Origin of the sequence: Mycolicibacterium gilvum, assembly GCF_900454025.1 — a bacterium.
In the GTDB taxonomy this organism is placed as follows: domain Bacteria; phylum Actinomycetota; class Actinomycetes; order Mycobacteriales; family Mycobacteriaceae; genus Mycobacterium; species Mycobacterium gilvum.
Window position 1 is genome coordinate 1,903,935 of the sequence record NZ_UGQM01000001.1, and the last position, 26,512, is coordinate 1,930,446.

The 26,512-nt window shown below is 67.9% G+C and carries 23 protein-coding genes; 11 read left to right on the top strand and 12 right to left on the bottom strand.

All coding sequences use genetic code 11. The annotated features are described in order from the left end of the window. Nucleotides 1–107 precede the first annotated feature (107 nt). On the top strand, nt 108–995 hold the full coding sequence (locus tag DYE23_RS08995) for a universal stress protein (RefSeq protein WP_011895226.1): 888 nt from the start codon (nt 108–110) through the stop codon (nt 993–995). Further along, on the top strand, nt 992–1,639 hold the full coding sequence (locus DYE23_RS09000; protein ID WP_099961191.1) for a hypothetical protein: 648 nt from the start codon (nt 992–994) through the stop codon (nt 1,637–1,639). Before DYE23_RS08995 ends, DYE23_RS09000 begins: the two co-directional genes overlap by 4 nt. Here DYE23_RS09000 and DYE23_RS09005 read toward each other — a convergent pair. Next, nucleotides 1,608–2,750: an acyl-CoA dehydrogenase family protein gene (locus DYE23_RS09005; protein WP_011895224.1), complete on the bottom strand. Its 1,143-nt coding sequence runs from the start codon at nt 2,748–2,750 to the stop codon at nt 1,608–1,610. The genes DYE23_RS09000 and DYE23_RS09005 overlap by 32 nt on opposite strands. Beyond that, nucleotides 2,751–3,983, bottom strand: coding sequence for an acyl-CoA dehydrogenase family protein (locus tag DYE23_RS09010; RefSeq protein WP_099961193.1), 1,233 nt, complete (start codon nt 3,981–3,983; stop codon nt 2,751–2,753). Between the two features lie 199 nt (nt 3,984–4,182). On the opposite strand from DYE23_RS09010, the gene DYE23_RS09015 reads away from it, so the two are divergent. After that, on the top strand, nt 4,183–4,986 hold the full coding sequence (locus DYE23_RS09015) for a hypothetical protein (RefSeq protein WP_235660363.1): 804 nt from the start codon (nt 4,183–4,185) through the stop codon (nt 4,984–4,986). 4 nt (nt 4,987–4,990) lie between these two features. Here DYE23_RS09015 and DYE23_RS09020 read toward each other — a convergent pair whose 3' ends face one another. Genes DYE23_RS09020 through DYE23_RS09030 form a run of 3 tightly spaced genes read right to left on the bottom strand, consistent with a single transcriptional unit; the run spans nt 4,991 to nt 9,724 of the window. After that, complete coding sequence (locus tag DYE23_RS09020; protein ID WP_013472255.1) at nt 4,991–6,829, bottom strand: putative bifunctional diguanylate cyclase/phosphodiesterase; 1,839 nt, start codon at nt 6,827–6,829, stop codon at nt 4,991–4,993. Between the two features lie 16 nt (nt 6,830–6,845). After that, nucleotides 6,846–8,978, bottom strand: coding sequence for an Rv1355c family protein (locus DYE23_RS09025; RefSeq protein WP_115327040.1), 2,133 nt, complete (start codon nt 8,976–8,978; stop codon nt 6,846–6,848). Further along, entirely contained in the window at nt 8,975–9,724 is a 750-nt protein-coding gene (locus DYE23_RS09030; protein ID WP_013472253.1) for a hypothetical protein, read from the bottom strand. The genes DYE23_RS09025 and DYE23_RS09030 overlap by 4 nt, the downstream gene beginning before the upstream one ends. 762 nt (nt 9,725–10,486) lie before the next feature. Here DYE23_RS09030 and DYE23_RS09035 point away from each other — a divergent pair. From DYE23_RS09035 to DYE23_RS09045, 3 genes are all read left to right on the top strand, one after another. Further along, a complete protein-coding gene (locus tag DYE23_RS09035) occupies nt 10,487–10,939 on the top strand; it encodes a MaoC family dehydratase (RefSeq protein ID WP_011895218.1) in 453 nt (150 codons plus the stop codon). Nucleotides 10,940–11,033: 94 nt separating this feature from the next. Then, the gene (locus DYE23_RS09040) at nt 11,034–12,374 is read left to right on the top strand and encodes a flavin-containing monooxygenase (protein WP_115327041.1); all 1,341 of its coding nucleotides are present in this window, start codon (nt 11,034–11,036) and stop codon (nt 12,372–12,374) included. Then, nucleotides 12,371–13,261, top strand: coding sequence for an alpha/beta hydrolase (locus DYE23_RS09045; protein ID WP_011895216.1), 891 nt, complete (start codon nt 12,371–12,373; stop codon nt 13,259–13,261). The genes DYE23_RS09040 and DYE23_RS09045 overlap by 4 nt, the downstream gene beginning before the upstream one ends. On the opposite strand, the gene DYE23_RS09050 is transcribed toward DYE23_RS09045, so the two are convergent. Together DYE23_RS09050 and DYE23_RS09055 are read right to left on the bottom strand one after the other, a co-directional pair. After that, complete coding sequence (locus tag DYE23_RS09050) at nt 13,255–14,070, bottom strand: mycofactocin-coupled SDR family oxidoreductase (RefSeq protein ID WP_011895215.1); 816 nt, start codon at nt 14,068–14,070, stop codon at nt 13,255–13,257. The two genes, DYE23_RS09045 and DYE23_RS09050, sit on opposite strands and share 7 nt — an antisense overlap. Continuing rightward, the gene (locus tag DYE23_RS09055; protein WP_115327042.1) at nt 14,067–15,281 is read right to left on the bottom strand and encodes an acyl-CoA dehydrogenase family protein; all 1,215 of its coding nucleotides are present in this window, start codon (nt 15,279–15,281) and stop codon (nt 14,067–14,069) included. The genes DYE23_RS09050 and DYE23_RS09055 overlap by 4 nt, the downstream gene beginning before the upstream one ends. Nucleotides 15,282–15,383: 102 nt before the next feature. On the opposite strand from DYE23_RS09055, the gene fabG reads away from it, so the two are divergent. From fabG to DYE23_RS09080, 5 genes are read left to right on the top strand one after another with little or no spacing between them, the layout of a single operon-like run. Then, nucleotides 15,384–16,133 (top strand): 3-oxoacyl-ACP reductase FabG, encoded by a 750-nt coding sequence (gene fabG, locus DYE23_RS09060; protein WP_172527733.1) that lies wholly within the window; start codon nt 15,384–15,386, stop codon nt 16,131–16,133. Beyond that, nucleotides 16,130–17,347, top strand: coding sequence for an acetyl-CoA C-acetyltransferase (locus DYE23_RS09065; protein WP_011895212.1), 1,218 nt, complete (start codon nt 16,130–16,132; stop codon nt 17,345–17,347). The genes fabG and DYE23_RS09065 overlap by 4 nt, the downstream gene beginning before the upstream one ends. A gap of 30 nt (nt 17,348–17,377) precedes the next feature. Then, nucleotides 17,378–18,571, top strand: a complete 1,194-nt coding sequence (locus DYE23_RS09070; RefSeq protein WP_115327043.1) for an acyl-CoA dehydrogenase family protein — start codon at nt 17,378–17,380, stop codon at nt 18,569–18,571. A gap of 4 nt (nt 18,572–18,575) precedes the next feature. Further along, the gene (locus tag DYE23_RS09075; RefSeq protein ID WP_011895210.1) at nt 18,576–19,244 is read left to right on the top strand and encodes a GntR family transcriptional regulator; all 669 of its coding nucleotides are present in this window, start codon (nt 18,576–18,578) and stop codon (nt 19,242–19,244) included. After that, the gene (locus DYE23_RS09080; RefSeq protein WP_011895209.1) at nt 19,241–20,428 is read left to right on the top strand and encodes a CaiB/BaiF CoA transferase family protein; all 1,188 of its coding nucleotides are present in this window, start codon (nt 19,241–19,243) and stop codon (nt 20,426–20,428) included. Before DYE23_RS09075 ends, DYE23_RS09080 begins: the two co-directional genes overlap by 4 nt. A gap of 5 nt (nt 20,429–20,433) precedes the next feature. On the opposite strand, the gene DYE23_RS09085 is transcribed toward DYE23_RS09080, so the two are convergent. The 5 genes from DYE23_RS09085 to DYE23_RS09105 are packed head-to-tail and all read right to left on the bottom strand — an operon-like array spanning nt 20,434 to nt 26,506. Then, nucleotides 20,434–21,936 (bottom strand): class I adenylate-forming enzyme family protein, encoded by a 1,503-nt coding sequence (locus tag DYE23_RS09085; protein ID WP_115327044.1) that lies wholly within the window; start codon nt 21,934–21,936, stop codon nt 20,434–20,436. Further along, on the bottom strand, nt 21,929–23,476 hold the full coding sequence (locus DYE23_RS09090; protein WP_115327045.1) for a class I adenylate-forming enzyme family protein: 1,548 nt from the start codon (nt 23,474–23,476) through the stop codon (nt 21,929–21,931). The genes DYE23_RS09085 and DYE23_RS09090 overlap by 8 nt, the downstream gene beginning before the upstream one ends. Beyond that, nucleotides 23,473–24,915 (bottom strand): class I adenylate-forming enzyme family protein, encoded by a 1,443-nt coding sequence (locus DYE23_RS09095; RefSeq protein ID WP_115328908.1) that lies wholly within the window; start codon nt 24,913–24,915, stop codon nt 23,473–23,475. The genes DYE23_RS09090 and DYE23_RS09095 overlap by 4 nt, the downstream gene beginning before the upstream one ends. Next, nucleotides 24,915–25,694, bottom strand: coding sequence for an enoyl-CoA hydratase/isomerase family protein (locus DYE23_RS09100; protein ID WP_041800842.1), 780 nt, complete (start codon nt 25,692–25,694; stop codon nt 24,915–24,917). The genes DYE23_RS09095 and DYE23_RS09100 overlap by 1 nt, the downstream gene beginning before the upstream one ends. Next, the gene (locus tag DYE23_RS09105; RefSeq protein WP_115327046.1) at nt 25,691–26,506 is read right to left on the bottom strand and encodes an enoyl-CoA hydratase/isomerase family protein; all 816 of its coding nucleotides are present in this window, start codon (nt 26,504–26,506) and stop codon (nt 25,691–25,693) included. Before DYE23_RS09105 ends, DYE23_RS09100 begins: the two co-directional genes overlap by 4 nt. Nucleotides 26,507–26,512: the final 6 nt, after the last annotated feature.

The window sequence follows — 26,512 nt, forward strand, 5'->3', positions numbered from 1 at the left end:
GGTCCCGGGCGCCGATGACCCTCGCCCACTTATGCGCACCGGCGTGTCCGCGCTAGCGTGGAGACATCGGGTGGCGACGGAGCCGCCCGCCGCAAGGAGGCGCACAGATGTCCACCCAACCTGCACCCCTCGGCATCGTCGTCGGAGTCGACGGTTCGGCCGCGTCGCGAGTCGCGGTCGACTGGGCGGCTCGTGACGCCGCTCTGCGGCAGGTTCCGCTGACGCTGGCCTACGTGCTGCCGGGGGCCGCGGTGCAGTCCTGGATCCAGGTGCCACTGCCCGCGTCGTTCTACGAGGACGAGAAGGCCGAGGCGACAAGGGTTCTCGCAGACGCACGGGCTGTCGTCGACGCTGCGACGCAGGCGCATCCGTTACCGGCGGTCACCGAGAAGGTCCTCTCCGGTCAACCGGTGCCGACCCTCGCCGATCTGTCGCGCGATGCGGACATGATCGTCGTCGGAAGCCGGGGGATGGGCAAGTGGGAACGGCGCGTGCTCGGCTCGGTCAGCTCCGGTCTGGTGCACCACGCCCGCTGCCCCGTCGCGGTGATCTACGACGAGGACCCGCTGATCCCGCACCCGGCGCAGGCGCCGGTCGTCGTCGGCATCGACGGTTCTCCGGCGTCGGAACGCGCGACAGCGATCGCGTTCGACGAGGCGTGCCGCCGCGGTGTCGACCTGGTCGCCGTGCACACGTGGAGTGACGCCGGCTACGAGCTGCCCGGGGTGGAGTGGACCGAGGTCCAACCCGAAGAGGAGATGCTGCTTTCAGAACGGTTGGCCGGGTGGCACGAGCGTTACCCCGACGTCACCGTGCACCGGGTGGTACGCCGCGATCAGCCGGCGCGACGGCTGCTCGAAGAAGCGGAGAAGGCGCAACTGCTGGTGGTCGGCAGCCACGGCCGCGGCGGCTTCACCGGCATGCTTCTCGGATCGGTGGGTTCGCAGATCGTGCAGTCCTCCCGCACCCCGGTGATCGTCGCGAGGACCGCGTGAAAGCTTCTGGTGCGGGCGTTGCCGCTCTCGCTCTGGCAGCGACGGTGATCGGGTATCGCACCCGGTTGCGGCCGTGGATATACCGGTGGGGCGCCACCTACGAGGAGTCGGTGGCCGGTCTGCCCGGTGACGAACTCGTCGCCGGAGGGGCTCGCACCACGCGGGCGATCACCATCGATGCCCCGCCGACGCAGGTGTGGCCGTGGCTCGCGCAGATCGGTGAGGACCGCGGAGGCTTCTACAGCTACAGCGTGCTCGAACGGGCTGTCGGGGCGGACATCCGCAATGCGTCGAGGATCCACCGGGAATGGCAGGATCTCGCCGTGGGCGACACCGTCTGGCTCGCACGCCGCGGCGGCGACCGGGGCAGGCAGATCGTCGCCGCTCTCGTGCCGAATTCACACCTCGTCCTGATGTCCCCGGCCGACTACGAACGGGTGCAGCGCGGCGAGAAAGCCTCCGGGAGTTGGTCTTTCCATCTCAAGGCGCAGGGCGGGCGCACGCGTCTGCTGGCGCGCGGCAACGGCGGATACGGCGGAAACGTGCTCTACGACGTCGTGCACTTCATCATGGAGCGCCGCATGCTGCTCGGCGTGCGCGACCGGGCCGAGGTCAGGGAGTCGTCAGTCGGCCGTAGCGCGTGATGTGGTGATCGGTTGAGCCGAACTCGAACTGCAGCGCGGTCAACCGCTTGAAGTAGTGGCCGATGGCCAGTTCCTCGGTCATCCCCATACCGCCGTGCAACTGCACCGCCTGCTGGCCGACGAACTGCGCGGCGCGCCCGACCGTCGCCTTGGCGGCCGACACCGCCCGCGCGCGCGTCGTCTCATCCTCGTCGAGCTTCAGGGTCGCCAGAAGTGCCGCAGCAGCGGCCTGTTCGACCTCCATGTACATGTCGACCATGCGGTGCTGGAGAACCTGGAAGCTTCCGATGGGTTGACCGAACTGCTGGCGCTGCTTGCAATACTCGACGGTGTCTGCGAGCACCTTGCGCATGCATCCCACCGCCTCGGCGCTGATCGCCGCCGCGCCCTCGTCGCGGGCCCGTGCGAGTGAAGGCCAGGCGTCGCCTTCGGCGCCCAGCAGTGCCGTGGCCGGAAGTCGCACGCCGTCCAGCACGATGTCGGATGCGCGGCGGTCATCGACGGTGCGGTAGTGGTGCACCTCGACTCCTGAAGGGGCGGAAGCGATGTCGAGCAGGAACAGCGAGATGCCGGCGGTGTCGGCGCGCTCGCCGGTGGTCCGAGCGGTGACGAGCACGTGCCCGGCCAGGGGAGTGGCCGACGAGACGATCTTCTCGCCGGACAGCACCCACTCGTCGCCGTCGCGTACGGCGGTGGTGCGGACGTCCTGCCAGAAGTCTCCGGATGTCGGTTCCGTGGCGGCCAGCGACACGATGGCCGAGCCGGCCACGATCTCTTCGAGCAGTGCGTCGGCGATCTCCCCCCCGGCGCGGCGCAGCAGTCCGGCTGCGACGACCGCCGTGTCGACGTAGGGCTCGATGACCAGTGCGTGGCCCAGAGCCTCCGCGATGAGCATCATCTCGACGGGTCCGCCGCCGATCCCGCCGTTCTCCTCAGGAAGCGCGGCACCGAGAATGCCGAGTTCCTCGGCGAATGCACGCCAGATCTCAGGTTGCCACCCTGCGCCGGTCTTGGCCGCGGTGCGGCTCTTCTCGAGGTCGTAGCGAGTTGCCAGGAATCGGGTGAGACCCCCGCGCAGGAGTTCCTGTTCGTCGTTGAGTGTGAAGTCCATCTAGAGCCCCAATGCAGCCTTGGCGAGGATATTGCGCTGAATTTCGTTGCTGCCGGCGTAGATCGAACCGGCCCTGTCGTTGAAGTACCGCAGCGGGGCGACGGCCTGCCAGGGTTCGCCGCTGACGTAGTCGCCCTCGGGCGGCTCGAACTCCGCGATCGGCCCGCCCGGATAGGTGGCGTGGGGCTGGTACACGCGTCCGCGCGGTCCCGCCGCCTCCATCGCCAATTCGGTGATGGCCTGGCTCAATTCGGTGCCCAGGACCTTGAGCATCGAGGATTTCGCGCCGGGATTGCCGCCGCCGGCGACCACGGCCAGCACCTGGTACTCGAGGATCTCCAGAACCTCGGTGCGGATGCGGACGTCGGCGAGCTTGCGCGCGAACGCCGGGTCGTCGAGAAGCCGGCCGCCGCCGGGGCCGGGCTGATCGGCGGCCACCGTCGCGATGTTCTCGGCCATCACCTGCAGGCCGGGCGCCACGGCCCCGCCGCCGCGCTCGAACTCCAGCAGATACTTCGCGACCGTCCACCCGTCGTCGATCTGCCCGATGACGTTGCTCTTGGGCACCCGCACCTCGTCGAAGAAGACCTGATTCTGCACTTCTTCGCCGGAGGTCATCACCAGGGGACGGATCTCGATCCCCGGCGTCGCCATGTCGATGAGGACGAAGGTGATTCCCCGTTGCTTCTTGTCCGTGCGGGTGGTGCGCACCAGGGCGAACATCCAGTTCGCCTCCTGTGCGTGGGTGGTCCAGATCTTGCTGCCGGTGCACACGAGATGGTCACCGTCGTCGCGCGCGGCCATCGACAGCGCGGCCAGATCGGAGCCGGCCTCGGGCTCGGAGTAGCCCTGGCAGAAGAAGACCTCGCCCGTCAGGATCCGCGGCAGGAAGAAGTCCTTCTGCTCGTCGGTCCCGAACTTGATGATCGCGTGGGCGACCATCCGGATCCCCATCGGCGACAGCGACGGTGCGCCCGCCAGGGTCGATTCGCGGCTGAAGATGTAGTGCTGGGTCAGGCTCCAGTCGCACCCGCCGTGCGCGACGGGCCATGCCGGTGCCGCCCAGCCCCGCTCGTGCAGGATGGCCTGCCACGCCATGCTGGCGTCGTGATCGGCGTAGACGCTGGTCATGAGCCGTCCCGCCTGTCGAAGCTCTGGAGTCAACTTCTCCTCCAGAAATGCCCGCACTTCGTCGCGGAACTCGAGGTCGGTTGCCGACCACCCCAGATCCATCGGTGTCTCCTCTCGACCGGACGTACACACACAGTAAACCTAGTTAGTTAAGTGGAAAGCTACCCCCAGCCCGGAACCTCGATTCGCCGTACCCACGCACGGACGCACGGTTTGGTCAGCTATCGCCGATGCCATAGCCTTTACCGGCCGGGAAAGTCCAGGTCGGACCCATCTCCCGGGATAAGCGAGGCTAGTGAGAGTGAACGATCCCGAGTGGGACGACGAGGTGGACGTAGTGTGCACCGACACCGGTCTGGCAGCGCTGGCGACGGCGATCTCGGCGACCGAGGAGGACGGGGATGTCTTTCTCGCCGATCCGTCGAGAGCCCCCCGACACGGTTGGTTCGGGCTCGTGCGTCCCGACGGGGAGGTCGACCGGGAGGACGACGAGACGGCCGCGTACCTCGCCGAACTCACCGCAGATCTGGACCTGACGTCGCTTTCCCGCCAGGATGCCGCGCTTCCGGTGCGTCGTGCCGGTGCGGTGGTTCCGGTTCGCCGTCGCCCGATTCCGGCCTTCGAGGGCCGGCGCCTGCGCGACTGGGCGGCGCGGTGCATCCCGTCGCCGACCGGCTACCTCTACACCCAGGTCACCGACTGGACCTCCACCACGATGGACTGCGGTGACGGCGAACTGTTCAAGGTCCTCGACATCGGCGCGGTGGACGTCGGCGACGACCCGATCGGTGCGGTGACGGACTGGCTGGCCGGCGAGGCGCAGGATCGGGGCCTCCACGGCGTGGAGGTGACCAGGTTCGAGCACCTCGTCTTCGACGAAGGCGTGGTGGCAGGTGCCGTGTTCTCGACACCTGACGGCCCGTTGGCCGTGCGGGCTCGCCACGGGGTTCTGATGGGCCCGGGCACCGCCGTCACCGCGGAGGCGTCCGCCGACTCCGCCGCCGCCGGCCACGGCGTGCGGGTGGCGTTGGTGGGCAAGGAGGCCAGCCGTTTCGGCCGGGTCGAACTGCTGACCGCGGATGCGGCGTCGGACCCAGAGGCCTGAGTCGTCAGCCCTTCGAGAAGCTGACCGGGATACGCCCCTGCGCCAGCAGCGTTTCCATCGCGTCGGTCGGAATCGGACGCGACAGCAGGAAGCCCTGAGCGCGGTGACAGCCGTGGCGGAGCAGTGTGAGTGCCCCGACGTCTGTTTCGACACCTTCGGCGACGAGCTCGAGTCCGAACGCCTCGGCAAGCGCGATGATCGCCCGCACGATCGCGAGATCGCCGGGGTCCGAACCGAGTTCGCGCACGAAGCTCTTGTCGATCTTGAGAGTGTCGACGGGCAGCGACTTCAGGTGCGACAGGGCGCTGTACCCGGTCCCGAAATCGTCGATGGCGACCAGGACGCCGGCCTTCTTGAGCCCGTTGAGGGTGACGCGGGTGGTCTCGATGTCCTGTACCACCACGCTTTCGGTGATCTCCAGGCAGACCGAGCCGTGTTCGAGCCCGAACTCGTCGACGATGCCGGCCACCGATTCCACGAACCCGTCGGTGACCAGTTGCACCGGTGAGACGTTGATCCGCATGATGGCGTCTTTTCCGATACCCAGCGCGCGCCAGCGCGCGAAATCGGTGCACGCCGAACGCATCACCCAGCGGCCCAGTTCGCCGGCCAGGTTGATCGACTCGGCCACGCCGATGAACGACTCCGGCGACAACAGCCCGCGGGTTGGGTGCTGCCAGCGCACCAGTGCCTCCATCGCGAGGATGTCGCCGGTGCGCATGTCGATCTCGGGCAGGTAGTGCAGCAGGAGCGCGCCGTTCTCGATCACGCTCTGCAGATGCAGTTCGATGTCGTTGTTGAACTCCTGCTTCAGCGACATCTCCTCGGTGAACACCGTCACCCGGTTACCGCCGGAGTTCTTCGCGGTCAGCACGGCCTGGTCGGCACGCCGGAGCAGGTCCGATGTGGTGTCCTGACCCGGAATTCCCACGGCGACACCGATACTCACCGTTCGGGTCAGCATCTCACCGTCGATGGACACGCGTTCCTTCAACGTCGACTGCAGGTGGTGGGCCAGCAACTCGGCCGCCTCCCCGTCCATCGGTCCGGCGGGCACGACCACGAACTCGTCGCCGCCGAGGCGCGCGATCAGGGCACGGGGGTCCGCCCCTTCCCTGAGACGTTCGGCCAGCACCCGGATGAACCAGTCTCCTGCGGTGTGGCCGAGATAGTCGTTGATGGCCTTGAGTCGGTCGAGGTCGAAGAACAACGCCGACACGGGGCCGGGCTGCCCCTCGGCGAGTCGTCCGTCGAGGTGGGACAGCAACGCGCGCCGGTTGTTCAACCCCGTCAGGTCGTCGTGCTCGGCCAGGTACCGGAGCTGAGTTTCCGCTTCCACCCGGGCCTGGACCTGAGCGAACAGCGACGCGATGGCTTTGAGCGCGTTGAGTTCGACGCCGGTCCAGTCACGGTCGCCGAACTTGACGAATCCGAGCACACCGGTCGTGACATCCCCGGACAACAGCGGAACGGCGGCCATCGACACCTGGGGAACCTGGCGCCCCTCCTCGATGGTCTTCTGGTATTCGTCGGTGTTCGCGTCCGGCCGGAACACCAGCGGCTCCTTCTGGAACTCGGCCAGCGCGAAAACGGGGTCGGCATCGGCGAAGTAGACGACAGCCAATGGGTCGGGATCTGGAATGCCCGGACGGACGGGCCATTCGGCCACCAGCACCGAAGCGCGGATGGTGTGGTCGTTGCGCCGCAGGAAGCTGACATCGACGCCGAAATGCTCGACGAGGTCGGCCAGCACCTGCTGGCTGGCCTCGGCCCACGTCGCGGCGCCCGCGCCCATCAGCCGGGTGGCGACCGACGTGACGACGAGGTCCAGGCTCTCGGACACTGACCTCCGATCTGTCTCAGGTCGGTGTCGAACGACCGGGTATCTTCCGACGTCGGCTCGGCGCCGAGGGCCGGGGTCCGCGGAACACCCTGAGGATCAGGATGAGCGACTCGTCCGAATCGACGCCAATTGACGCTTGCAGAGAGTATTGCAGGTCGGCGAGGCGCTGGGTGAAGGCCGGGGAAAGCGCGTCGAGTTCCCGGCGGTCCCGCGCGTACAGGAACGCAGGTGAGATGGGCTGAACCGCCAGACCGTGTTCTTGCGCACGTACCCACACAGCCTCCATCGCCGCGCCGCCGCGCGCGTAGTCGGCCAGCGTGTCGCCCCGGACGGTGACGGCGGCGACGGCCGATGCGGACGCGACCGCGCCGCGGGTGGTGTCTCCGAGAGCGGATCCGGCACCCCATGCGGCCAGGTGCGCCATCACCGGTCCGCTGCGCAGGATGTCGAGGAACACGGTGTCGGCGGGGTCGAGCTCCAGCGTCGCGATGTCGATGCCGGTATGGGGGTCGGGGTCGCCGGGCCACCGCAGCTCACGGATCATCTCCGCGTGCAGGGCGGGCGTCAGATACCTGATCCGATCGGCGTCGCCGAGCACCGACGCGATCTTGCGGATGTCCTCGGTTCCGGTCACCAGGTGCAGTCGGGCGCCCTCGGACTCGGCCACCCGGGTCAGGGCATCGATGGTCTCGTCGTCGATCTCGGCACGCTCGCCGGTGTGGCGGTTGGTTTCTCGGCGCAGCATGCCGTCGTACAGTCGCGCCAGTTCCGGTTCCTGGCCGGGCGCGGTCCGCACGGTCGCGGTGAGCGGCGGTCCCTGAGGACCCTGCTCGAACGTCTCGAACGTGACGTCGGCGCGCAGTCCGTGGGCCGATGCGGCGACCCTGGCGTTGAAGGTGGCCGCGCCGACGGCGACGGCGCTGGCCCGGTATCCGACGTCCATCGTGGATGTGAGGTCGGTGTCGAGCCGAACGGTGAGCGTCGTGTCGCCGACCTCCACCTGCCAGGGTTGGGTGTTGCCGCCCGACGGCGCCCGGACCGCCGCCGCGGCGATGGCGGTCATGGCGTCGGTTCCGGCGGTCCCCGGCGCTCGAGCGGCTGTGTCGTCGGCTGCGGTCGCCGAAAGGGTCGCGTCGCCCCGGTCGCCGGGCGGCGGCGACGGGTCGTGGACATCGTCCAGTAGCGCCGGGACATCGACACGCACCCGGCCCGAGCCAAGATCCTCGCCGAGTCCGATGCGCCGGACCGCTTCGGCGACGGTCGCGGCACCGATGGCGACCTCGGAGGACAGTTGCGGCCAGGTCGTCAGCGACGTGCCGACCTCGATCAGGGACGCCTGCATCCGCGGCCGCAACGCCGTGGCGTCGATGACCCGCAAGACATGTGGCACTTTGTCTTTGGAGCTCAGGCGGGCCAGGACGGCCGCATCGACATCGCCGAGCAACCCGTGGAACACGGGGCGGTCGGGTTCCAGATCGAAGCGTTCGACGTCGAGAAGTCCACCGCTGCTGGTCGCCATCAGCACCGGCACCTTCTGTGTCCGCGCGGCGTGCCGTACCAGAACCTTGATGTCGAGCGAGTCGCACTCCTCGACGACGATGTCCACACCGTCGAGGAAAGCGTCGACGGTGTCGGCGGTGACGCCGCCGGTGACGACCTCGACCGGCAGGTACGGATCGAGTTCTGCGATGCGGCGGGCGCACGCCACGGCCTTGTTGACGCCGAGATCGAAGACCGTGGCCGGCACGCGGTTGAGATTCGACAGCTCCAGCTCGTCGAAGTCGGCCAATCTCAGCGCGCCGCAGAGCCCCTCGGCTGCCAGTGTGTGGGCGATCGCGTGCCCGACGCTCAGGCCGACGACCCCGATCCGCAGCGTGCCCAGTGTGGCGATCTCGTCGAGGGTGACCAGATTTCGGTTGCGGTCGAGTCGCTCACGCCGGAACAACCCGGGCTCGGGCACCCGGACGACCGCTCGGCGCCACGCGTAGTACACCCACCGCGTCGGGGTGCCCCCGCCCGCGGGCAGCGGGTCGAGGAACTCGATCCCGCTGTCCGCGCGCAGTCGGGCCAGCGTCTGAACATGCGCCGGCTCGGACTCGTCGAGGACGACCGCACGATGACCCGTGCGGTCTGTGTCGGCGTGGGTCACAGAGCAGGCGCCGTGACGGGTGCGCCCATCAGATGCGGCACGGTCTCGGCCAACTGGCGCTGCTCCGAGAAGAACGCCGAGACCTGGCTGGGCTCAGCGTGTTTGGTGAAGGTGGTGCGGTCCCACCACGCGAGCTTGGTGTCGTAGCGGTGATCGGGGTACGGCGTGGCCGGAATCTTCGTTGCCAGCAGGCCGCCGGACGACAGCCATCGCTTGAGCACGTAGGAGGCCGCGGTGGCGACGATGAACTGGATGTCGAGCAGCGTCATCGCGTGCAGCGGGGTCCGGGCGATAGCGGTTGTCAGGCGACGGTTCTCGTCGGGGTCGTCGGTCACCCACGCCGTCTTCATTTCGGCCACACCGAAGGGTATGCGGTCGGTGACCATTTTGTGGACCGCAGCCTGGCCGTCCTGGCCGTCCCACTCGTTGACCGCGTGGCATTCGTCTGCCGATCGGTACGGTCCCCGTGCGCGGAGCCCACCGACGACCGCACCCGCCGAGTTGACCAGCGCCGCGAACAGCACGGTGTCGTGTCCGGTCCGCAGCGCGTCGAGGTCGAGTGCCGCAGCCACACCGTGCTTCTCATAGCTGGCGCAGGCGCCGCGGGCGTAGTCGCGCCACAGCTCGCGCTCACGCGCAGGCGTCGCGTAGACGACCGTGCACTGGGTGGCCGGATCCCAGTAGCTGGGGCTCTCGGTCAGCGACGCGCGATCGAAAGCGGCGGAGTGGAACTCAGGGGTGGTCATATCGTCGTCCATTCATCAGGGACAGCCTCACCATCGGCTGCACTTTGCGGGGGTTGCGCGCGCTATCTGCACGCGCGTCAAGTATCCCGTTACGGCGTGCCCGGGTGCGGGTTATGGACATGCTCGGATCAGAAATTGCGGGGAATGCGAATTTGACCCGAGGGACATTTCCATCCCAACCGTATAGACGGGCTATCGAACCTCCGGCATCTCGGCGCAGGTCAAATTGCGCACGGTGTCTCCGCAGCGAACAACTGGGCGCTGTGCGCAATGGACGCGCACCGCTATTGGGATCGTTTCCGGCGGTCTGCCTGCAACGAAGGCGGCATCGACGGGCCTGCGTCCCCGTGGGCCGCGGCGCGGGCGGGTTACCGGCGGGTAACAGAATTTCGCTTTCCATTCGTAGAGTTTCGACACTTATCCGGTGCCGCATCGGAAACAGCCGGTATTTGCTGTCGCTTTGTATTGCGAACACCTGACTGTGGTATTCCCGCGTTAGGGCGTGCTCTTTGTCGACTGACGTCGTCCACGGGCTTGTGGGGTCGCGAGCGATCGGCAATTCGAATTCGGACGCGCTCGGATATCCGATTCGGTCGAATGCGCCGCGGGTGGCTGACCGTCGGCGTCTGGTTCGACGGCCTGGTTCGACGGTCTGGTTCGACGCTGTGTCCGAGGGGGCTGTGGCACAGTGTGTGAGCGCCGGATCCGCCGCGCAGCCGCAGCAGATCCGGCCTGCCCGAGGCTCAAGGAGGAGGAGTAGGCGTGAAGAGATTCGACAATCTGGCCGAGCTGGTGGCGGCGCAGGGCACCCAGCTGGGGCCCACCGAATGGCTGGAGATCACCCAGGAGCGGGTCAATCTGTTCGCCGATGCGACCGATGACCATCAGTGGATTCACGTCGATCCGGCCAGGGCCGCCGACGGCCCCTTCGGAGGGACCATCGCGCATGGTCTGCTGACGCTGTCGCTGCTGCCCCGCTTCACCCATCAGCTCTACACGGTCGACAACGTCGCGATGGCGATCAACTACGGCTACAACAAGGTTCGCTTCATCACGCCGGTCCGGGTCGGTGCGAAGTTGCGGGCGCGTGCGGAGATCTCGGCGGTGGCCCAACTCGAGAACGCGGTCCAGGCCACGCTCAGCACGACCGTCGAGATCGAGGATTCGGAGAAACCGGCGGCCGTCGCGGAGTCGATCGTGCGATTCATCGGCTGACATGCTCGTGCCGGGGCGGCCCACGTGGTAGAACAAGTGTCAGAAGTTTCTGACAAGCGTCAAAAAGGGTCCGCCTCGGCGTGAGGAGTGACGGGTGTTGCAAACGCCACCGTATGTTGCGGTGATCGGTGCCGGAATCAGCGGGCTCACCGCGGGCAAGATGCTCAAGGATTACGGCATCGACTACACGACGTTCGAGTCGTCGGACCGCATCGGGGGCAACTGGGCGTTCGGCAACCCCAACGGCCACAGCAGCGCGTACCGCTCCCTGCACATCGACACGTCCAAGGATCGGTTGTCGTTCAAGGACTTCCCGATGCCCGAGCACTATCCTTCGTTTCCGCATCATGCGCAGATCAAGGCCTATCTCGACGACTATGCCGACACCTTCGGTCTGCTCGACCACATCGAGTTCGAGAACGGGGTGGTGCATGCGGGCAGGACGGACGACGGTGGCTGGATCATCCGCGACCAGGGCGGCGCGGACCGGCACTTCGACCTGTTGGTGGTCGCGAACGGGCACCACTGGGATCCGCGGCTGCCGGAGTTCCCGGGTTCGTTCGACGGCGAGTCGATCCACTCACACGCCTACATCGATCCCGCGACACCGCTGGAGCTGACCGGTAAGCGCATCCTCGTCGTCGGGATCGGCAACAGCGCCGCGGACATCACCGTGGAGCTCTCGTCGAAGGCGTTGCGCAACCAGGTGACCCTGTCGACGAGATCGTCGGCCTGGATCGTGCCGAAGTACATCGCCGGCCGCCCGGGGGACACCTTGTTCAGGACGTCACCCCACCTGCCGTTGTCGTGGCAGCGCAAGGCCGTTCAGCTGATCGCTCCGATGCTCGGTACCGATCCGACGATGTACGGGCTACCGCCGGCGGACCACAAACTCTTCGAGGCGCATCCGACCCAGTCGGTGGAACTGCCGTTGCGGCTCGGCTCCGGCGATGTGACGCCCAAGCCGAACGTGGCGCGCCTGGACGGGAGCACGGTGCATTTCGTCGACGGCACCCACAGTGACTTCGACGTCATCATCTACGCCACCGGATACAACATCACGTTCCCCTTCTTCGATCCGGATTTCGTCAGCGCGCCCGACAATGCCATCCGGCTCTACAAGAGGATGTTCATCCCCGGCATCGAGAACCTCGTGTTCATGGGATTCGCGCAGGCGGTGCCGACCCTGTTTCCGTTCGTGGAGAGTCAGTCCCGGCTGCTGGCGGCGTATGCCGTCGGGCGTTATGCGCTGCCACCGGTCGACGAGATGGAGCGCACGATCGACGCCGATCAGCAGCTGCACGCCGGGCACTGTACGGATCGGCCGCGCCACACGCAGCAGGTGGACTACTTCGTCTACGAGCACGATCTGCGGACCCGGGAGCTGCCCGCGGGCCTCAAGCGTGCGCAGCGCGCGGTGGCGGTGGCGCTGTGAGCCGCACCGAGGTCGCTTTCCCCAGCGGTGGCGATACCTGCAGCGCATGGCATTTCGCGGCGGACGGGGTGCGTCGGCCCGTCGTCGTGATGGCCCACGGGTTCGGAGGGACCAAGGATTCGGGGCTGGAGCCGTTTGCGCTGAGATTCGCCGAGGCCGGGTTCGATGTCTTCGCGTTCGACTACCGCGGGTTCGGTGCGTCGGAGGGCACGCCCCGACAGTCGCTCTCGGTGCGGCGCCAGATCGACGACTATCACGCGGCGATTCACGCCGCCCGGCAACTCGACGGCGTGGATCCGGACCGCGTCGCGCTGTGGGGAGCCTCGTTCTCCGGCGGGCATGTGGTGCGGGTGGCCGCCGAACGTGCCGATGTCGCCGCCGTGATCGCGCTGACCCCGCTCACGAGCGGGGTCGCGGTCAGCCGCTCCGCGATGGCCTCCCGGGACACGGTGACCTCACTGAAGTGGACGCTGACGGGCCTCAAGAGCCGGATCGCGGTGGGGCGGGGTGGATCTCCGACGCTGATGCCGCTGGTGTCTCCGGTCGGACAACCGGGTGCTCTCGCACTGGAGGGCGCCTACGAGAGCTACACCGCGCTGGCGGGCCCGACCTGGCGCAACGAGATCGACAGCTCGATCGGGCTGCAGGTGGTCGGAGTGCGGACCACCGCCGCGGCCAAGAAGCTCAGATGCCCGCTGCTCGTCCAGATCGCGGACTTCGATCAGTACGTTCCGGCGGACGCGGTCGCGAAGACGGCGGCACACGGCCGGGCGCAGGTGCACCACTATGCGTGCGACCACTTCGACGTGTGGCCGGGCAACGACTGGTTCGACAAGACGGTGACCGACCAGATCGCGTTCCTGCGCCGAACCCTGACACGTCAGTAGTGCGTCGACCCCTGATCCACCGAGATCGCGCTCGCCGTCACGAATTTCGACTCGTCACTGGCCAGCCAGCACACCGCGTCGGCGATGTCCTCCGGTTCGACGGCCCAGGTCGGCAGGAACGGCGTCATCATGTTCGACAACTGCGGGTTGGTCTCCATGGCCTTGCCGAGTGCGGTGACCATGTCGCCGGTACCCATGTCGGTGACGACCGGACCCGGATGCACGCTGTTGACCCGGATCGAATGCTTGCCGAGCTCGGCGGCGAAGGCCCGCGCCATCCCGGTGACCGCATGCTTGCTCGCCGTGTAATGGATCATGAACGGCTGCAACTTGATTCCGGCTGCCGAGCTGATCAGGATGATCGACCCGCCGCGGCCGCCGTCGACGATCTTGTGCGCGCCCGCCATCACGGTGTTCCAGGTGCCGGTGACATTGACGTCGATGACGTCGCGGAAATCCTCGGCGCTGATGTCGTCCCATGCCTGCGGGGCGGTCACACCGGCGTTGGCGACGATGATGTCGAGTCGGCCGAGTTCGGCGACACCACTGTCGACGGCGGCGGTCAGCGCATCGCCGTCCCGGGTGTCGACCGCCGACGCGATGATCCGGCGGCCGGTGGCCTTGACGAGTTCGACTGTCTCGGCGAGATCGTCGGCGGTCGCATGGTCGTAGGGCACGCACGGCGGTAGCGGGCCGGCGATGTCGACGGCGATGATGTCGGCGCCCTCCTTGGCCATCCGCACGGCATGCGCGCGACCCTGGCCGCGCGCCGCCCCGGTGATGAACGCGACGCGTCCTTCCAACCTCATTTCCCCTTCGCTCCCTTCACGAGCCCGCCTCCGATGATCAGTTTCTGGATTTCGCTGGTGCCCTCGTAGAGCCGCAGCAGTCGCACGTCGCGGTAGATCCGCTCCACCGGAACCTCACGCATATAGCCGCTGCCGCCGTGGATCTGGACCGCGAGATCGGCTACCTTGCCTGCCATTTCGGTGCAGAACAGCTTGGCCGCCGACGGGGCGATCCGCCGGTCCTGCCCGGTGACCCACAGCCGGGCGGCGTCGCGCACGAGCGCGCGGCCGGCCATCACCCCCGTCTGCTGATCGGCGAGCATCGCCTGGACGAGCTGGAAATCGCCGATCGGCGTGCCACCCTGCGTCGCGGTGGCGGCGTAGGCGACCGACTCGTCGAGTGCGCGCTGCGCGGCGCCGACGGCCAGCGCGGCGATGTGGACGCGGCCGCGCGCCAGCGAGGTCATCGCGGCGCGGTAGCCGAGGTCCTCGGAGCCTCCGACCAATGCGGTGTCGGGGACCTCGACGTCGGTGAAGTTCACGTCCGCGGTCCAGGCGCCTTCCTGTCCCATCTTCTTGTCCTTGGCCCCGATGTCGACCCCGGGGGTGTCGGCGGGCACGAGGAACACCGCGATACCCGCCCCCTTGTCGTCTGCGGGGCGGCTTCTGGCGAAGGTGACGAACAGGTCCGCATTCGGGGCGTTGGTGATGAATCGCTTCTGGCCGTTGAGGATCCACCCCGAATCAGGCCCGTCGCCGTCACGTACTGCTTTCGTCCGCAGGCCCGACGGGTTCGAACCGGCGCCGGGCTCGGTCAGCGCGAACGATGCGACGATCTCACCGGAGGCGATCCTCTCCAGCCAGGTCTTCTTCTGCTCGTCGGTGCCGTAGCCGACCAGCACCTGGCCGGCGATGCCGTTGTTGGTACCGAACATGGATCGCAGCGCCAGGGAGGTGTAGCCCAGTTCCATCGCGAGCTCAACGTCCTGGGCGAGATTCAGCCCGAGCCCGCCCCATTCCTGAGGGATGGCGTAACCGAAGAGTCCCATCGACTTGGTCTGTTCCCGCAGGTCGTCAGGGACCTGGTCGGTGGACAGGATCTCCTGCTCGCGCGGCACCACCGCGGTGCGGACGAACTCGCGGGTCGCCGCCAGGATCGCCTGGAAATCCTCGTCGTTCACTTCAGCGGACGGGATTCCGGCTTCGGCTGCGTTGGCTGGGGGACTGGCCATCGAACGGTGCTCCTCGCAACGGGATCGCGGGGGAAGCCGCGAGCCAATATCGTATATGAAATACGATAACCTCCCGACAGGTCCGTATACGCGTGAGGATGGGTGGGTCAGGTGTCATTGCTGACAGGTCAAACCGCTGTGATCACAGGTGGAGCCCAGGGACTGGGTTTCGCGATCGCGCAGAGATTCGTCGACGAGGGTGCCCGAGTGGTGCTCGGGGACGTCAATCTCGAGGCGACGCAGGAGGCCGCCGAGAAGCTGGGCGGGGCGGACGTGGCGCACGCCGTCCGCTGTGACGTGACGAGCTCCGCCGAAGTGGACGCACTGGTGGCCGCCGCCGTCGACACCTTCGGCGCGTTGGACATCATGGTCAACAACGCGGGCATCACCCGTGACGCCACCATGCGCAAGATGACCGAGGACGACTTCGACAAGGTCATCGCGGTGCATCTGAAGGGCACCTGGAACGGGTTGCGGGCAGCCGCTGCGATCATGCGGGAGAACAAGCGCGGCGTGATCGTGAACATGTCGTCGATCTCCGGCAAGGTCGGAATGATCGGACAGACCAACTACTCGGCGGCCAAGGCGGGCATCGTCGGCATGACCAAGGCGGCCTCGAAGGAACTCGCCTACCTCGGGGTGCGGGTGAACGCGATCCAGCCGGGACTCATCCGCTCGGCGATGACCGAGGCGATGCCGCAACGGATCTGGGATTCGAAGGTGGCCGAGGTGCCGCTGGGGCGTGCCGGCGAGCCCGATGAGGTGGCCAAGGTCGCGCTGTTTCTGGCCTCGGATCTGTCCTCCTACATGACCGGCACGGTTCTCGAGGTCACGGGAGGACGGCACCTGTGACGCGCGAGGCGGTCATCTGCGAGCCGGTGCGGACGCCGATCGGCCGCTACAACGGGATGTTCAAGTCCCTGACCGCCGTCGAACTCGGGGTGGTGGCACTGAAGGGGCTGCTGGAGCGGACACAGGTGGCGCCCGAGGCGATCGAGGACGTCATCGTCGGGCACTGCTACCCGAGCATGGAGGCGCCGGCGATCGGCCGGGTCATCGCGCTCGACGCGGGCCTTCCGGTCACCGTCCCCGGGATGCAGCTCGACCGTCGCTGCGGATCCGGTCTGCAGGCCGTGATCCAGGCCGCGATGCAGGTGGCGAGCGGCACCAACGATCTCGTCGTCGCCGGCGGCGCCGAATCGATGAGCAATGTGGTGTTCCATTCCACCGATATGCGCTGGGGTGGCGCCAGGACCGGGATCACCGTGCACGACGCACTGGCCCGCGGTCGCACCACCGCAGGCGGCAAGCACTACCCGGTGCCGGGCGGCATGCTGGAGACCGCCGAGAACCTGCGTCGCGAGTACGGCATCTCGCGCGAGGAACAGGACGAACTCGCCGTGCGGTCGCATTCCAAGGCCGTGCGGGCGCAGCAGGACGGCCTGCTCGCCGAGACCATCATCCCGGTGACGGTCTCCGGTCGGTCCGGAGACGCGGTGATCGACGTCGACGAACATCCCCGCGCCGACACCTCGCCGGAATCGTTGGCGAAGCTCAAACCCGTTCTCGCCGCGTCGGATCCGGAGGCGACGGTGACGGCGGGAAACTCGAGCGGGCAGAACGACGCGGCGTCCATGTGCCTGGTCACCACGCCGGAGAAGGCCGCCGAACTGGGCCTGGTGCCGCTGGTGCGCATCGTGTCCTGGGGCGTGGCCGGCGTGGCCCCGAAGATCATGGGCATCGGACCCGTCCCCGCCACCGAGGTCGCGCTGCGCAGGGCGGGGCTGCAGTTGCCGGACATCGACCTGATCGAACTCAACGAAGCATTCGCCGCGCAGGCGTTGGCATGTCTGCGCGAATGGAAGTTCACCGAGACCGATCTGGAGCGGACCAACGTCCACGGGTCCGGTATCTCGCTGGGACACCCGGTCGGGGCCACGGGAGGGCGGATGCTCGCCACCCTGGCCCGGGAACTGGTGCGCCGCGACGGCCGGTTCGGACTGGAGACGATGTGTATCGGTGGCGGGCAGGGCCTGGCCGCGGTGTTCGAGAGGGTTGAGGGATGACATTCAGCGAGAAGCGAAGCGGGATCGCGCATGAGTAGGTTGGCGCAGACCCTGGGGCTGACGGAGTTCCAGACCGAGATCGTCTCCACCGTGCGGCAATTCGTCGACAAAGAGGTGATCCCGACCGCCCAGGAACTGGAGCACGCCGACACCTATCCGCAGGCCATCGTCGACGCGATGCGCGAGATGGGACTGTTCGGGTTGATGATCCCCGAGGAGTACGGCGGGCTGGGGGAGTCGCTGCTCACCTACGCGCTGTGCGTCGAGGAGCTCGCCCGTGGGTGGATGAGTGTGTCCGGAGTGATCAACACGCACTTCATCGTCGCCTACATGATCCGCCAGCACGGCACCGACGCACAGAAGAGTCACTACCTGCCGCGCATGGCCACGGGCGAGACGCGTGGGGCGTTCTCGATGTCGGAACCCCAACTCGGATCCGATGTCGCGGCGATCCGGACCCGCGCGAAGAACAACGGCGACGGTACCTACACCATCGACGGCCAGAAGATGTGGCTGACCAACGGCGGCAGCTCGACGCTGGTGGCGACGCTGGTCCGCACCGACGAGGGCGCCGACAAGCCGCACCGCAATCTGACGGCGTTCCTGATCGAAAAGCCCACCGGTTTCGGGGAAGTCGCACCCGGATTGACCATCCCGGGCAAGCTCGACAAGCTCGGCTACAAGGGCATCGACACCACCGAGCTGATCTTCGACGGCTATCGGGCCGACGCCGGCGACATCCTGGGCGAGGCGCCGGGGCAGGGTTTCTTCCAGATGATGGACGGTGTCGAGGTCGGCCGGGTCAACGTCTCCGCGCGCGCCTGCGGGGTCGGGATCCGGGCGTTCGAGCTGGCCGTGAAATATGCCCAGCAGCGCAGCACCTTCGGCAAACCCATCGCCGAGCATCAGGCGATCGCCTTCCAGTTGGCCGAGATGGCAACCAAAGTCGAGGCGGCACATCTGATGATGGTCAACGCCGCGCGGCACAAGGACTCCGGCGAGCGGAACGACGTCGCGGCGGGCATGGCGAAGTACTTCGCCAGCGAGGTCTGCGCCGAGGTGACCCAGCAGAGCTTCCGGATCCACGGCGGGTACGGGTACTCCAAGGAGTACGAGATCGAGCGCCTGATGCGCGATGCACCCTTCCTGCTGATCGGTGAGGGCACCAGCGAGATCCAGAAGAACATCATCAGCAAGCGGTTGCTGGCGGACTACCGGGTCTAGGCCGGTGACCACCCCCGAATTCGCGGCCAGACCGCAGCTTGCCGAAGATGTCGCACGCTTCGTGCGGCGACGGATCTTCGACGGCACCTACCCCGCGGGCCGGTACATCCGGCTCGAGCAGCTCGCGGCCGAACTGGGGATCAGCGTCACCCCCGTGCGGGAAGCGCTCTTCGGCCTGCGCGCCGAGGGGCTGCTGACCCAGCAGCCGCGCCGCGGGTTCGTGGTGTCGCCGATCACCGAGCGCGACATCGCCGACGTCTCGGATGTGCAGGCCCACATCGGGGGAGTGCTCGCCAGCAGGGCGGCCGAGCTCATCACCGACGAACAACTCGCCGAACTGGAGCGGATCCAGGACGAACTCGAGGCGGCCTACGACGCCGTCGACCACGAGGCGGCGGTGCGCCTCAACCACGCGTTCCACCGCGGAGTGAACATCGCTGCAGGTTCACCGAAACTCGCGCAGCTGATGGGGCAGATCACCCGGTTCGCGCTGGAGTCCGTCTATCCCACGGTCGAAGGCTGGCCGGCGCATTCGATGAACGACCACCGCGTGCTCCTCGCCGCGCTCCGCAAGCGGGACGGCACGGCGGCCCGGGACGCGATGTCGGAGCATCTGTGCGCGGCGGCGGGCCCGCTGATCGACCACCTCACCACTCGCGGAGTGATCGGATGACAGGGGTCCTCGACGGCATCCGCGTGCTCGACTACGGGCGGTTCATCGCGGCTCCGTGGTGCTCGGCGCTGCTCGCCGACATGGGCGCCGACGTGATCCGCGTGGAGAAACGCGAAGGCGGGGAAGACCGCTGGGTCCAGTCGATCGCCGACAGTGGCGAGGGCGGCACGTTCCTGCAGTGCAACCGCAACAAGCGCTCGCTGACGCTGGACACCACCACCGCCGAGGGTCGGGAGGTCACCCGAAAACTGGTGGCCGGGGCCGACATCGTCGTCGCGAACATGCCGGCGGTCGGAATGCGCACCAGTGGACTGGATTACGACACTTTGCGGACGATCAAACCCGACATCATCCTGGCCAGCGCGACGGCCTACGGGGAGGGCGGACCCTACAGCGACCGGATCGGGTTCGACGGTGCCGGGCAGGTGATGTCGGGGGCGGTGTACCGGCAGGGGCTGCCCGACCAGCCGATCCGCACGGTGGTCCCGTACGCGGACTTCGGCACCGCGTTGACGTTGACGATCGGCGTGATGATGGCGCTGTACCACCGCGACCGCACCGGGGAGGGGCAGCACGTGGAGGGCGCGCTGCTGCCCACGGCGATGATGCTGTCGAATGCGTTCCTGATCGAACGTGACCTGCTGGGCACCGACAAACCGCGGATGGGTAACCAGGGCACGTCGGTGGCGCCGTGCGACCTGTACCGCACCTCCGACGACGGCTGGGTGCTGCTGCAGATCGCCGGTCCGTCGATGTTCAGACGGTGGTGCCGGCTGGTCGGGCGGCCCGAACTGTTCGACGACCCGCGCTTCGCCGACGACGATCTGCGCTGGCAACACGGCGAGGAGCTCAACGGGATCATGGCGCAGTGGTGCGCCGACAAGACCAAGGCCGAGGTGCTCGAACTTCTGGAGGCTGCGAAACTTCCTGCGGCGCCGATGCATTCGACGCAGGAGGTGCTGGAGGACCCGCACGTGCAGGCGATGGGTTACCTGAAGCGGGTGCCGTTCCCCGGCACGCCGAAGGACGTGCCGTTGATCGAGACACCGTTCCGGCTGTCGGCCACCCCCGGTGAGATCCGCCGACGGGCCCCGCTGCTCGGCGAGCACACCGACGAGATCCTGGAGGAGATCGGCTATTCCAGTGAGGCCGTTGTCGGCCTCCGTGACCGCGGGGTGGTGTGAGCCGCTCAGTCCTGCAGGAGTTCTCGCAGCCGCGCGGTGTCGACCTTGCCCGTCGCACCCCGCGGAATCGCGGCCTCGTCCGGTAGCAGCGCCCACACGGACGGCACCTTGAAGCTGCTGAGCACCTCACGTGCCGCCCGGCGCAGCACGTCGACCGTCAGAGACGCGTCGCACACCACGGCCGCTCCGACCCGATTCCCTTCGGGCCCGGGCAGGTTGGTCACAGACGCGGCGCGGACCCCGTCGACGGTGCGCAGCGCCTGCTCCACTTCGGCGGGGTAGACGGTGGCGCCGCGCACTTTGAACATGTCGTCGCAGCGGCCGTGGTAGAAGAGGAACCCGTCGCTGTCGAGGTGCCCGAGATCCCCGGTGGGATAGAAGCCGTCGGGGGTGAACACGTTCTCCCGGGTACGCCGGCAGATGCCGCGCATGAGGTGCGGCCCGCGGATCTGGATCATCCCGGTCGCGCCGGCGGGGAGTTCCTCGCCGGTTCCGGGATCGGTGATCCGCACCTGCATGCCGTCGAACGGTGTGCCGCAGCTGCCCCACGCAGTCTCCGGCATGTCGGTGTCGGCCGGGTGGCCGCAGTACGGGCCGAAGGACTCGGTCATCCCGAACAGATTGGCCCGGGCGCCGGGGCGCGCGCGCAGGTTCGGCGGGAGCAGAGCTTCCAGGCTTCCGGGCCGCAGGTTCAGTTCGACGCCTGAGGCAGGTAGGTGTCGGGCCAGCGCCTCGGCCTGATCGGGCCAGCCCCGGAACAGTGTCACGCGCTCGGCGGTCAGCAGCCGCAGCGTCGAATCCGGTTGGCGGACAGCCTCGGTGACCAGGATCGCACCGGCGACCAGCGCCGAGAGCAGGCCGCCGCCGAACCCGCCGACCCAGAAGAACGGCATCGGTAGGTACAGGCGGGTCCGGTCGTCGATGCAGCGGGCGTCGAGACCGGAGCGCACCGCGCCGATCGCGTTGCCGTGCGAATGAATCACCCCTTTGGGTGGTCCGCTGCTTCCCGAGGTGAACAGGATCGCCATCGGGTCGGCCGCGCGGACGCCGCGTGACATGGCGTCCGACACCGCCGCGGTCCCGGGACCGGGTCGGAGTCCGGTGATCTGGTCGGTCGTCCACACCGTGCTCAGGGCGGGCAGATCGGCGTCGAGGCGGTCCAGGTAGCGGTGCCCGCGGAACTCCTCGACCGCGATCAGATGCTGTACCGACGCCGTGCGCAACTGCGCGCTGAGTTCGGGCGGGGTCAACAGGGTACTCAGCGGCACGAGCACCGCACCGATCCGCATCAGTGCCAACGCTGTTCGTGCCCACTCGACACCGTTGGGCATCAGGAGGCCGACACGCGTGCCCTTGGCGATCCCGGATGCGACGAATGCGGCGCCGAGCTCCCGGGTGGCCGCGTCGAGTTCGCGGTGGGTGATCCGCTCGGCGGGATCGACGACCGCCTCCGTGTCGGGGTGCCGTTCGGCCTGGGCGCGTAGCAGGGCGTCGACGGTGTCAGTCATCGAAGAGTCTCCGAAGTGCGGGAAGATCGATCTTGCCGCTGGACATCGTCGGAATCTCCGTGTGCCGCAGTGAAAGCACCCGCCGGGGGATCTTGTACGCCGAGACCTGCGTGCTGAGTGCCTCTTTCACGGCCGGCTCATCGAACACGGTGCCGTTGTCCGTCGCGATGACGGCGGCGACGATCTGGCCGCGCTCGGGATCGGGAAGCCCGACGACGTGTACCGCGACGCCCGCGTCGACGGCCTGCAGCGCCGCGCTGAGCGCCTTCTCGACTTCGGCGGGCGCGACGTTGGCGCCTGCGGTCTTGATCATCGATCCGGCCCGGCCGACGAAATAGAACACGCCGTCGTCGTCACGGCGGACCAGATCACCAGTGTGGAACCACCCGTCGGCATCGAAACACTCCTCGCGGCTGCGGCCGTAATACCTCTGCATCAGATGCGGTCCACGCAACAGGAGTTCGCCGACGGCGCCGTCGGTGTCGGAACCGGTGTCGGGGTCGACCACCCGTGCGTCGAAACCCGGCGCCAGGAATCCGTACGAGCCACGACGCGCCTCGGGCTGATCGGATTCGTCCCCGCTGAGCAGGACCACGCTGCCGGCCTCGGTCATGCCGAGCATGTTGTGCCGAAGCTCAGGGTCGGCCGGTCGAACGTCGGGAGCCATGATCGAGTACAGGTTGCCGCGTCGCATCGACGACAGGTCGCGCCGGGCGAAGCTGGGGTGGCGGGTGAGGTGGGTGATGCCCGCCACGAATCCGTTGGTCATTGTAGGCTTCTCGGCCTCGAGGAGATCGAGAGTTCGTCCGGCGTCGGAGGCGGTGCTGCAGATCAGCGTCGAGCCCGCGACAAGGGTGGCGAGGAGTCCGAATGCGAACCCTCCGATCCAGAAGAACGGGGAGTTGCAGAACAGCCTGTCCTCGGCGGTGAGCCCGCGGATCTCGTTGAGTCCGCGCTGGTGCGCGAGCAACGAGGTGTGTGTGTGCACGACGCCTTTCGGGTCGCTGGTCGATCCCGACGTGTAGATGATCGCCAGGACGTCGGATCCGTCGACATCCCCCTCCAGGGCGCTCACATCGGCCGCCCCGCCGCACTCGGCGTCGAAGACGACGTGGCGCAGCACCGGAACCTCGGCGGACAGCAGCGGTCCGTCGTCCAGCGGTACACCGACCGCCTCGCCGAGAGCCCTCACGTAGTCGTGGGTCCGGAACGCGCGCGTGGCCAGCAGCACGCCGACGTCGCTGTCGCGCAGTTGCCGGCGCAACTCCACGGCCGTGCTGAACGTCGAGAACGGCACCACGACGGCACCGATTCTGGCCGCCGCGAGCATCGCGACGACCCACTGTGCGCCGTTCGGATACAGAATCCCGACGTGGGACCCCTTGCCGACCCCGAGGGTGGTCAGACGCGCGGCCAGCACCGCCGACCGCTCGTCGGCCTCGGCGTAGGAGAGCCGTTCGTCGTCGCAGATGAGCAGCGGCTTGTCGCCGTGACGGCGCTGCGCGCGAAGAACTTCGGCGACGGTGCACGGATCGCTCATGGTTGCGCGAGGCGCGCCCGTACGGCGGTCAGATCTGGCTTGCCCGATGGGGTCCGAGGGATCGCATCGGTGAGGATCAGCGCGGTCGGGATCTCGTACCGGGCCAGCCGGGTCTGCAGATAGGCCGACAGCTCCTCCGGTGACGCGGTCGCGCCGGGGCGCAATTCGACGAGGGCGACGGGGGTTTCGCCGAGGCGCGGATCGGGACGGCCCACCACCGCGGCTCCGGCGACCGCCGCGTGGGATTCCAGCGCGGACCTCACGTCGTCGGGCATCACCTTGAAGCCGCCGCGGATGATCGCCTGGTCGGCGCGCCCGAGGATCCACAGGAATCCGTCCTCGTCGATCCGGGCGACGTCGGTGGTCTGCATCCACTCGCCGGTGTCGGCGAGCTGGGCCGGGATCACCTCAAGCAGGCCCGGCTCTCCGGGCGGCACCGGGTCGCGGTTGTCGTCGACGACGCGTAGCCGGGCACCGGGGTTGGCGCGGCCGACGCTCCCGCGCTTGTCCTGCCAGTACTTCCGGTGGTCGGCCAGCGTCCAGCCCGCCACTCCGCCGCCGAATTCGGTGGCTGCGTACGAGGTGAGTACCGGTATGCCGAATTTGGCGGTGAACGCCTCGGCGTCGTCGGCCGACAGCGGGGCCGTGCCCGAGGTGACGACGCGTACCCCGGCGAGGTCGTCGCGGGTCAGGTCGGAATGCAGCACCATGCGCAGTGCCGCGGGCACCAGGGATACCGCCGCCGGCCGATGCTCCCTGACGGCCTCGGCCCAACTGTGCAGTTCGAACTTGGGTAGCAGCACGAACGGCCGGGCCTCGGCTAGGCACAACAGGATCCGGAACACCCCGCCGACGTGCACGAGCGGGGAGTTGACGATGGCCACCCCCTGGCGGAGTTCCGTCGGGGACGGTGCGGTGTCGGGGTCGCGCCCCATGACGCTACGGGCGAGCATGTCGTAGGTGAGATCGACGCGTTTCGGGGGTCCGGTGGTGCCGCTGGTCAGCATCCGCACCGCGACCCCGGGACGGTGTTGCCCTTCGGAAGGGCTGCCGCCCGTGATCTCCGGCGTCGTGTCGATGTCGCCGAGGGCCATTGTGGTCGCCGTGGTGCCGGGTGCCAGCGACTCCAGGTCCTCGGCGAGTCCGATGAGCGTCGGCAGCTGCAGCGCCTCGATGTCCGCCCGGGTGCGCTCGTCGCCGCGGGACGGGTTGATGACGACCACCGTACCTCCGCCGGACAGCACCCCGAGTAGCGCTGCCACGTGGGAGGGCGTGTTGCGCAACATGATTCCGGCGGTGCCGGAGCCGACCACCGTGCTGACGTGGCGGGCGGACTCGGCGATCTGCCCCCACGTGACCCACCGCCGTTCGAACTGGATCGCCGGCGCCGACGCATCCAGCGCCATGACCTCGGCGATCCGCCGCGACAGCGGATGCATCACCGGATCCTCGGTGCGGTCTTGGGGATGGGACGTTCGGCGAGTTCGGCTTTGGCGATCGGGTTGCCCAGGCGGGTGTAGATCAGTCCCTGATCCATCGCCGCGCGGTAGGGCTTGTCCAGGGATTCCCAGATCGCCTTGACGGTGCCCTGGGTCGCGGTCGGCGGCTTGGCGGCGATGGCGGTCGCGATTTCGTGTGCCCGGGACCAGAGTTCGTCTTCGGGCACCACCTCAGTCACCAGGCCGATGCGCAGCGCGGTCTGCGCGCCGACGCGTTCGTCGTTGCCCATCAACGCCATCCGCAGGGTGTCTCCCAGACCGACCCGGCGCATCAACCCGATGGGCTCCAGGGCGGACACCAGGCCCGCGCTGACATGCGAGTCGAAGAACGTCGCGCCGTCCGAGCAGATCACCACGTCGGCCTCGTTGACGAAGTACAGCGCCCCGGCGGTGCACATGCCCTGGACCGCGCACACCACCGGCTTCCACATCTTCTGCCATTTCGGGCTGAGAAGCTCACCCGGATCTTCGTGGTTCCAGACGATGTCCGGTTGGCCGTAGCTGGATTTCACGTCGAGTCCGGCGCTGAACGCCCGGTCGCCAGCGGCCCGCAGCACGACGGCGTTGATGCTCTCGTCGCTCTTGACGAGATGCCACGCGTCGCGCATCTCCCGGCACATCGCGCGGTTGAACGAATTGAGTGCCTCAGGGCGATTCAGCGTGATGGTCGCGACCCGGACATCGTGGTCGAGGTCGAGGTCGATCGTCTCGAACGTCATCGGCACTGCCAGTTCGGTGCGCGCTTCTCGACGAAGGCCAGTGGGCCCTCCTGGGCGTCCTCGGTGCGCACCACCCGCTCGCGGAACGTCTCGGCGAGGATCTCGCCTTCGAGCAGCGGAAGGTCGAGTGTCTTGTGGATGGCCAGGCGGGTGCCGCGCACCGCCAGAGGCGCGTTCGAGTTCACGATGTCGGCGATCTCGTGCGCGCGTTCGAGAAGCGCGTCGTGGGGGACGACCTCGGTGATCATGCCGAGTTCGTAGGCGCGCTCGGCCGTCATCCGTTCGTGCTTGCCCATCAGTGCCATCCGCAGCGCGACCGACCGCGGTAGCGCACGGGCCAGTCGCACCATCTCGCGAGCAGCGACCAGCCCGATGCTGACATGGGGATCGAAGAACGTGGCCTTGTCCGACGCGATCACGATGTCGCCGGTGGTGACCCAGTCCAGACCCGCCCCACAGCAGATGCCGTTGATCGCGGCGAGGACGGGCTTGGCCATCCGCCGGAACGGGGGAGTGCCCTCCTGAGGCGCTTCCCACTGGTCGTAGGTGGACAGGTACGGCCGCTCGTAGATCACCCGGCCGTCCTCGGGGATCTCCTTGACGTCCGCGCCGGTACAGAAGGCGCGTCCGTTGCCGGTGACGATCATCAGCCAGACGTCGTCGTCGTTCTCGGCTTCGTCATAGGCTGCGCGCAACTCGGAGACCATGTGCGGAGACAGCGCATTGAGCGCCTCGGGTCTGTTGAGCGTGATGGTGGCTTTGTGGCCATCGACGTCGTAGGTGATGGTGTCGTAGCTCGGGGAGGAACTCACGTGCCT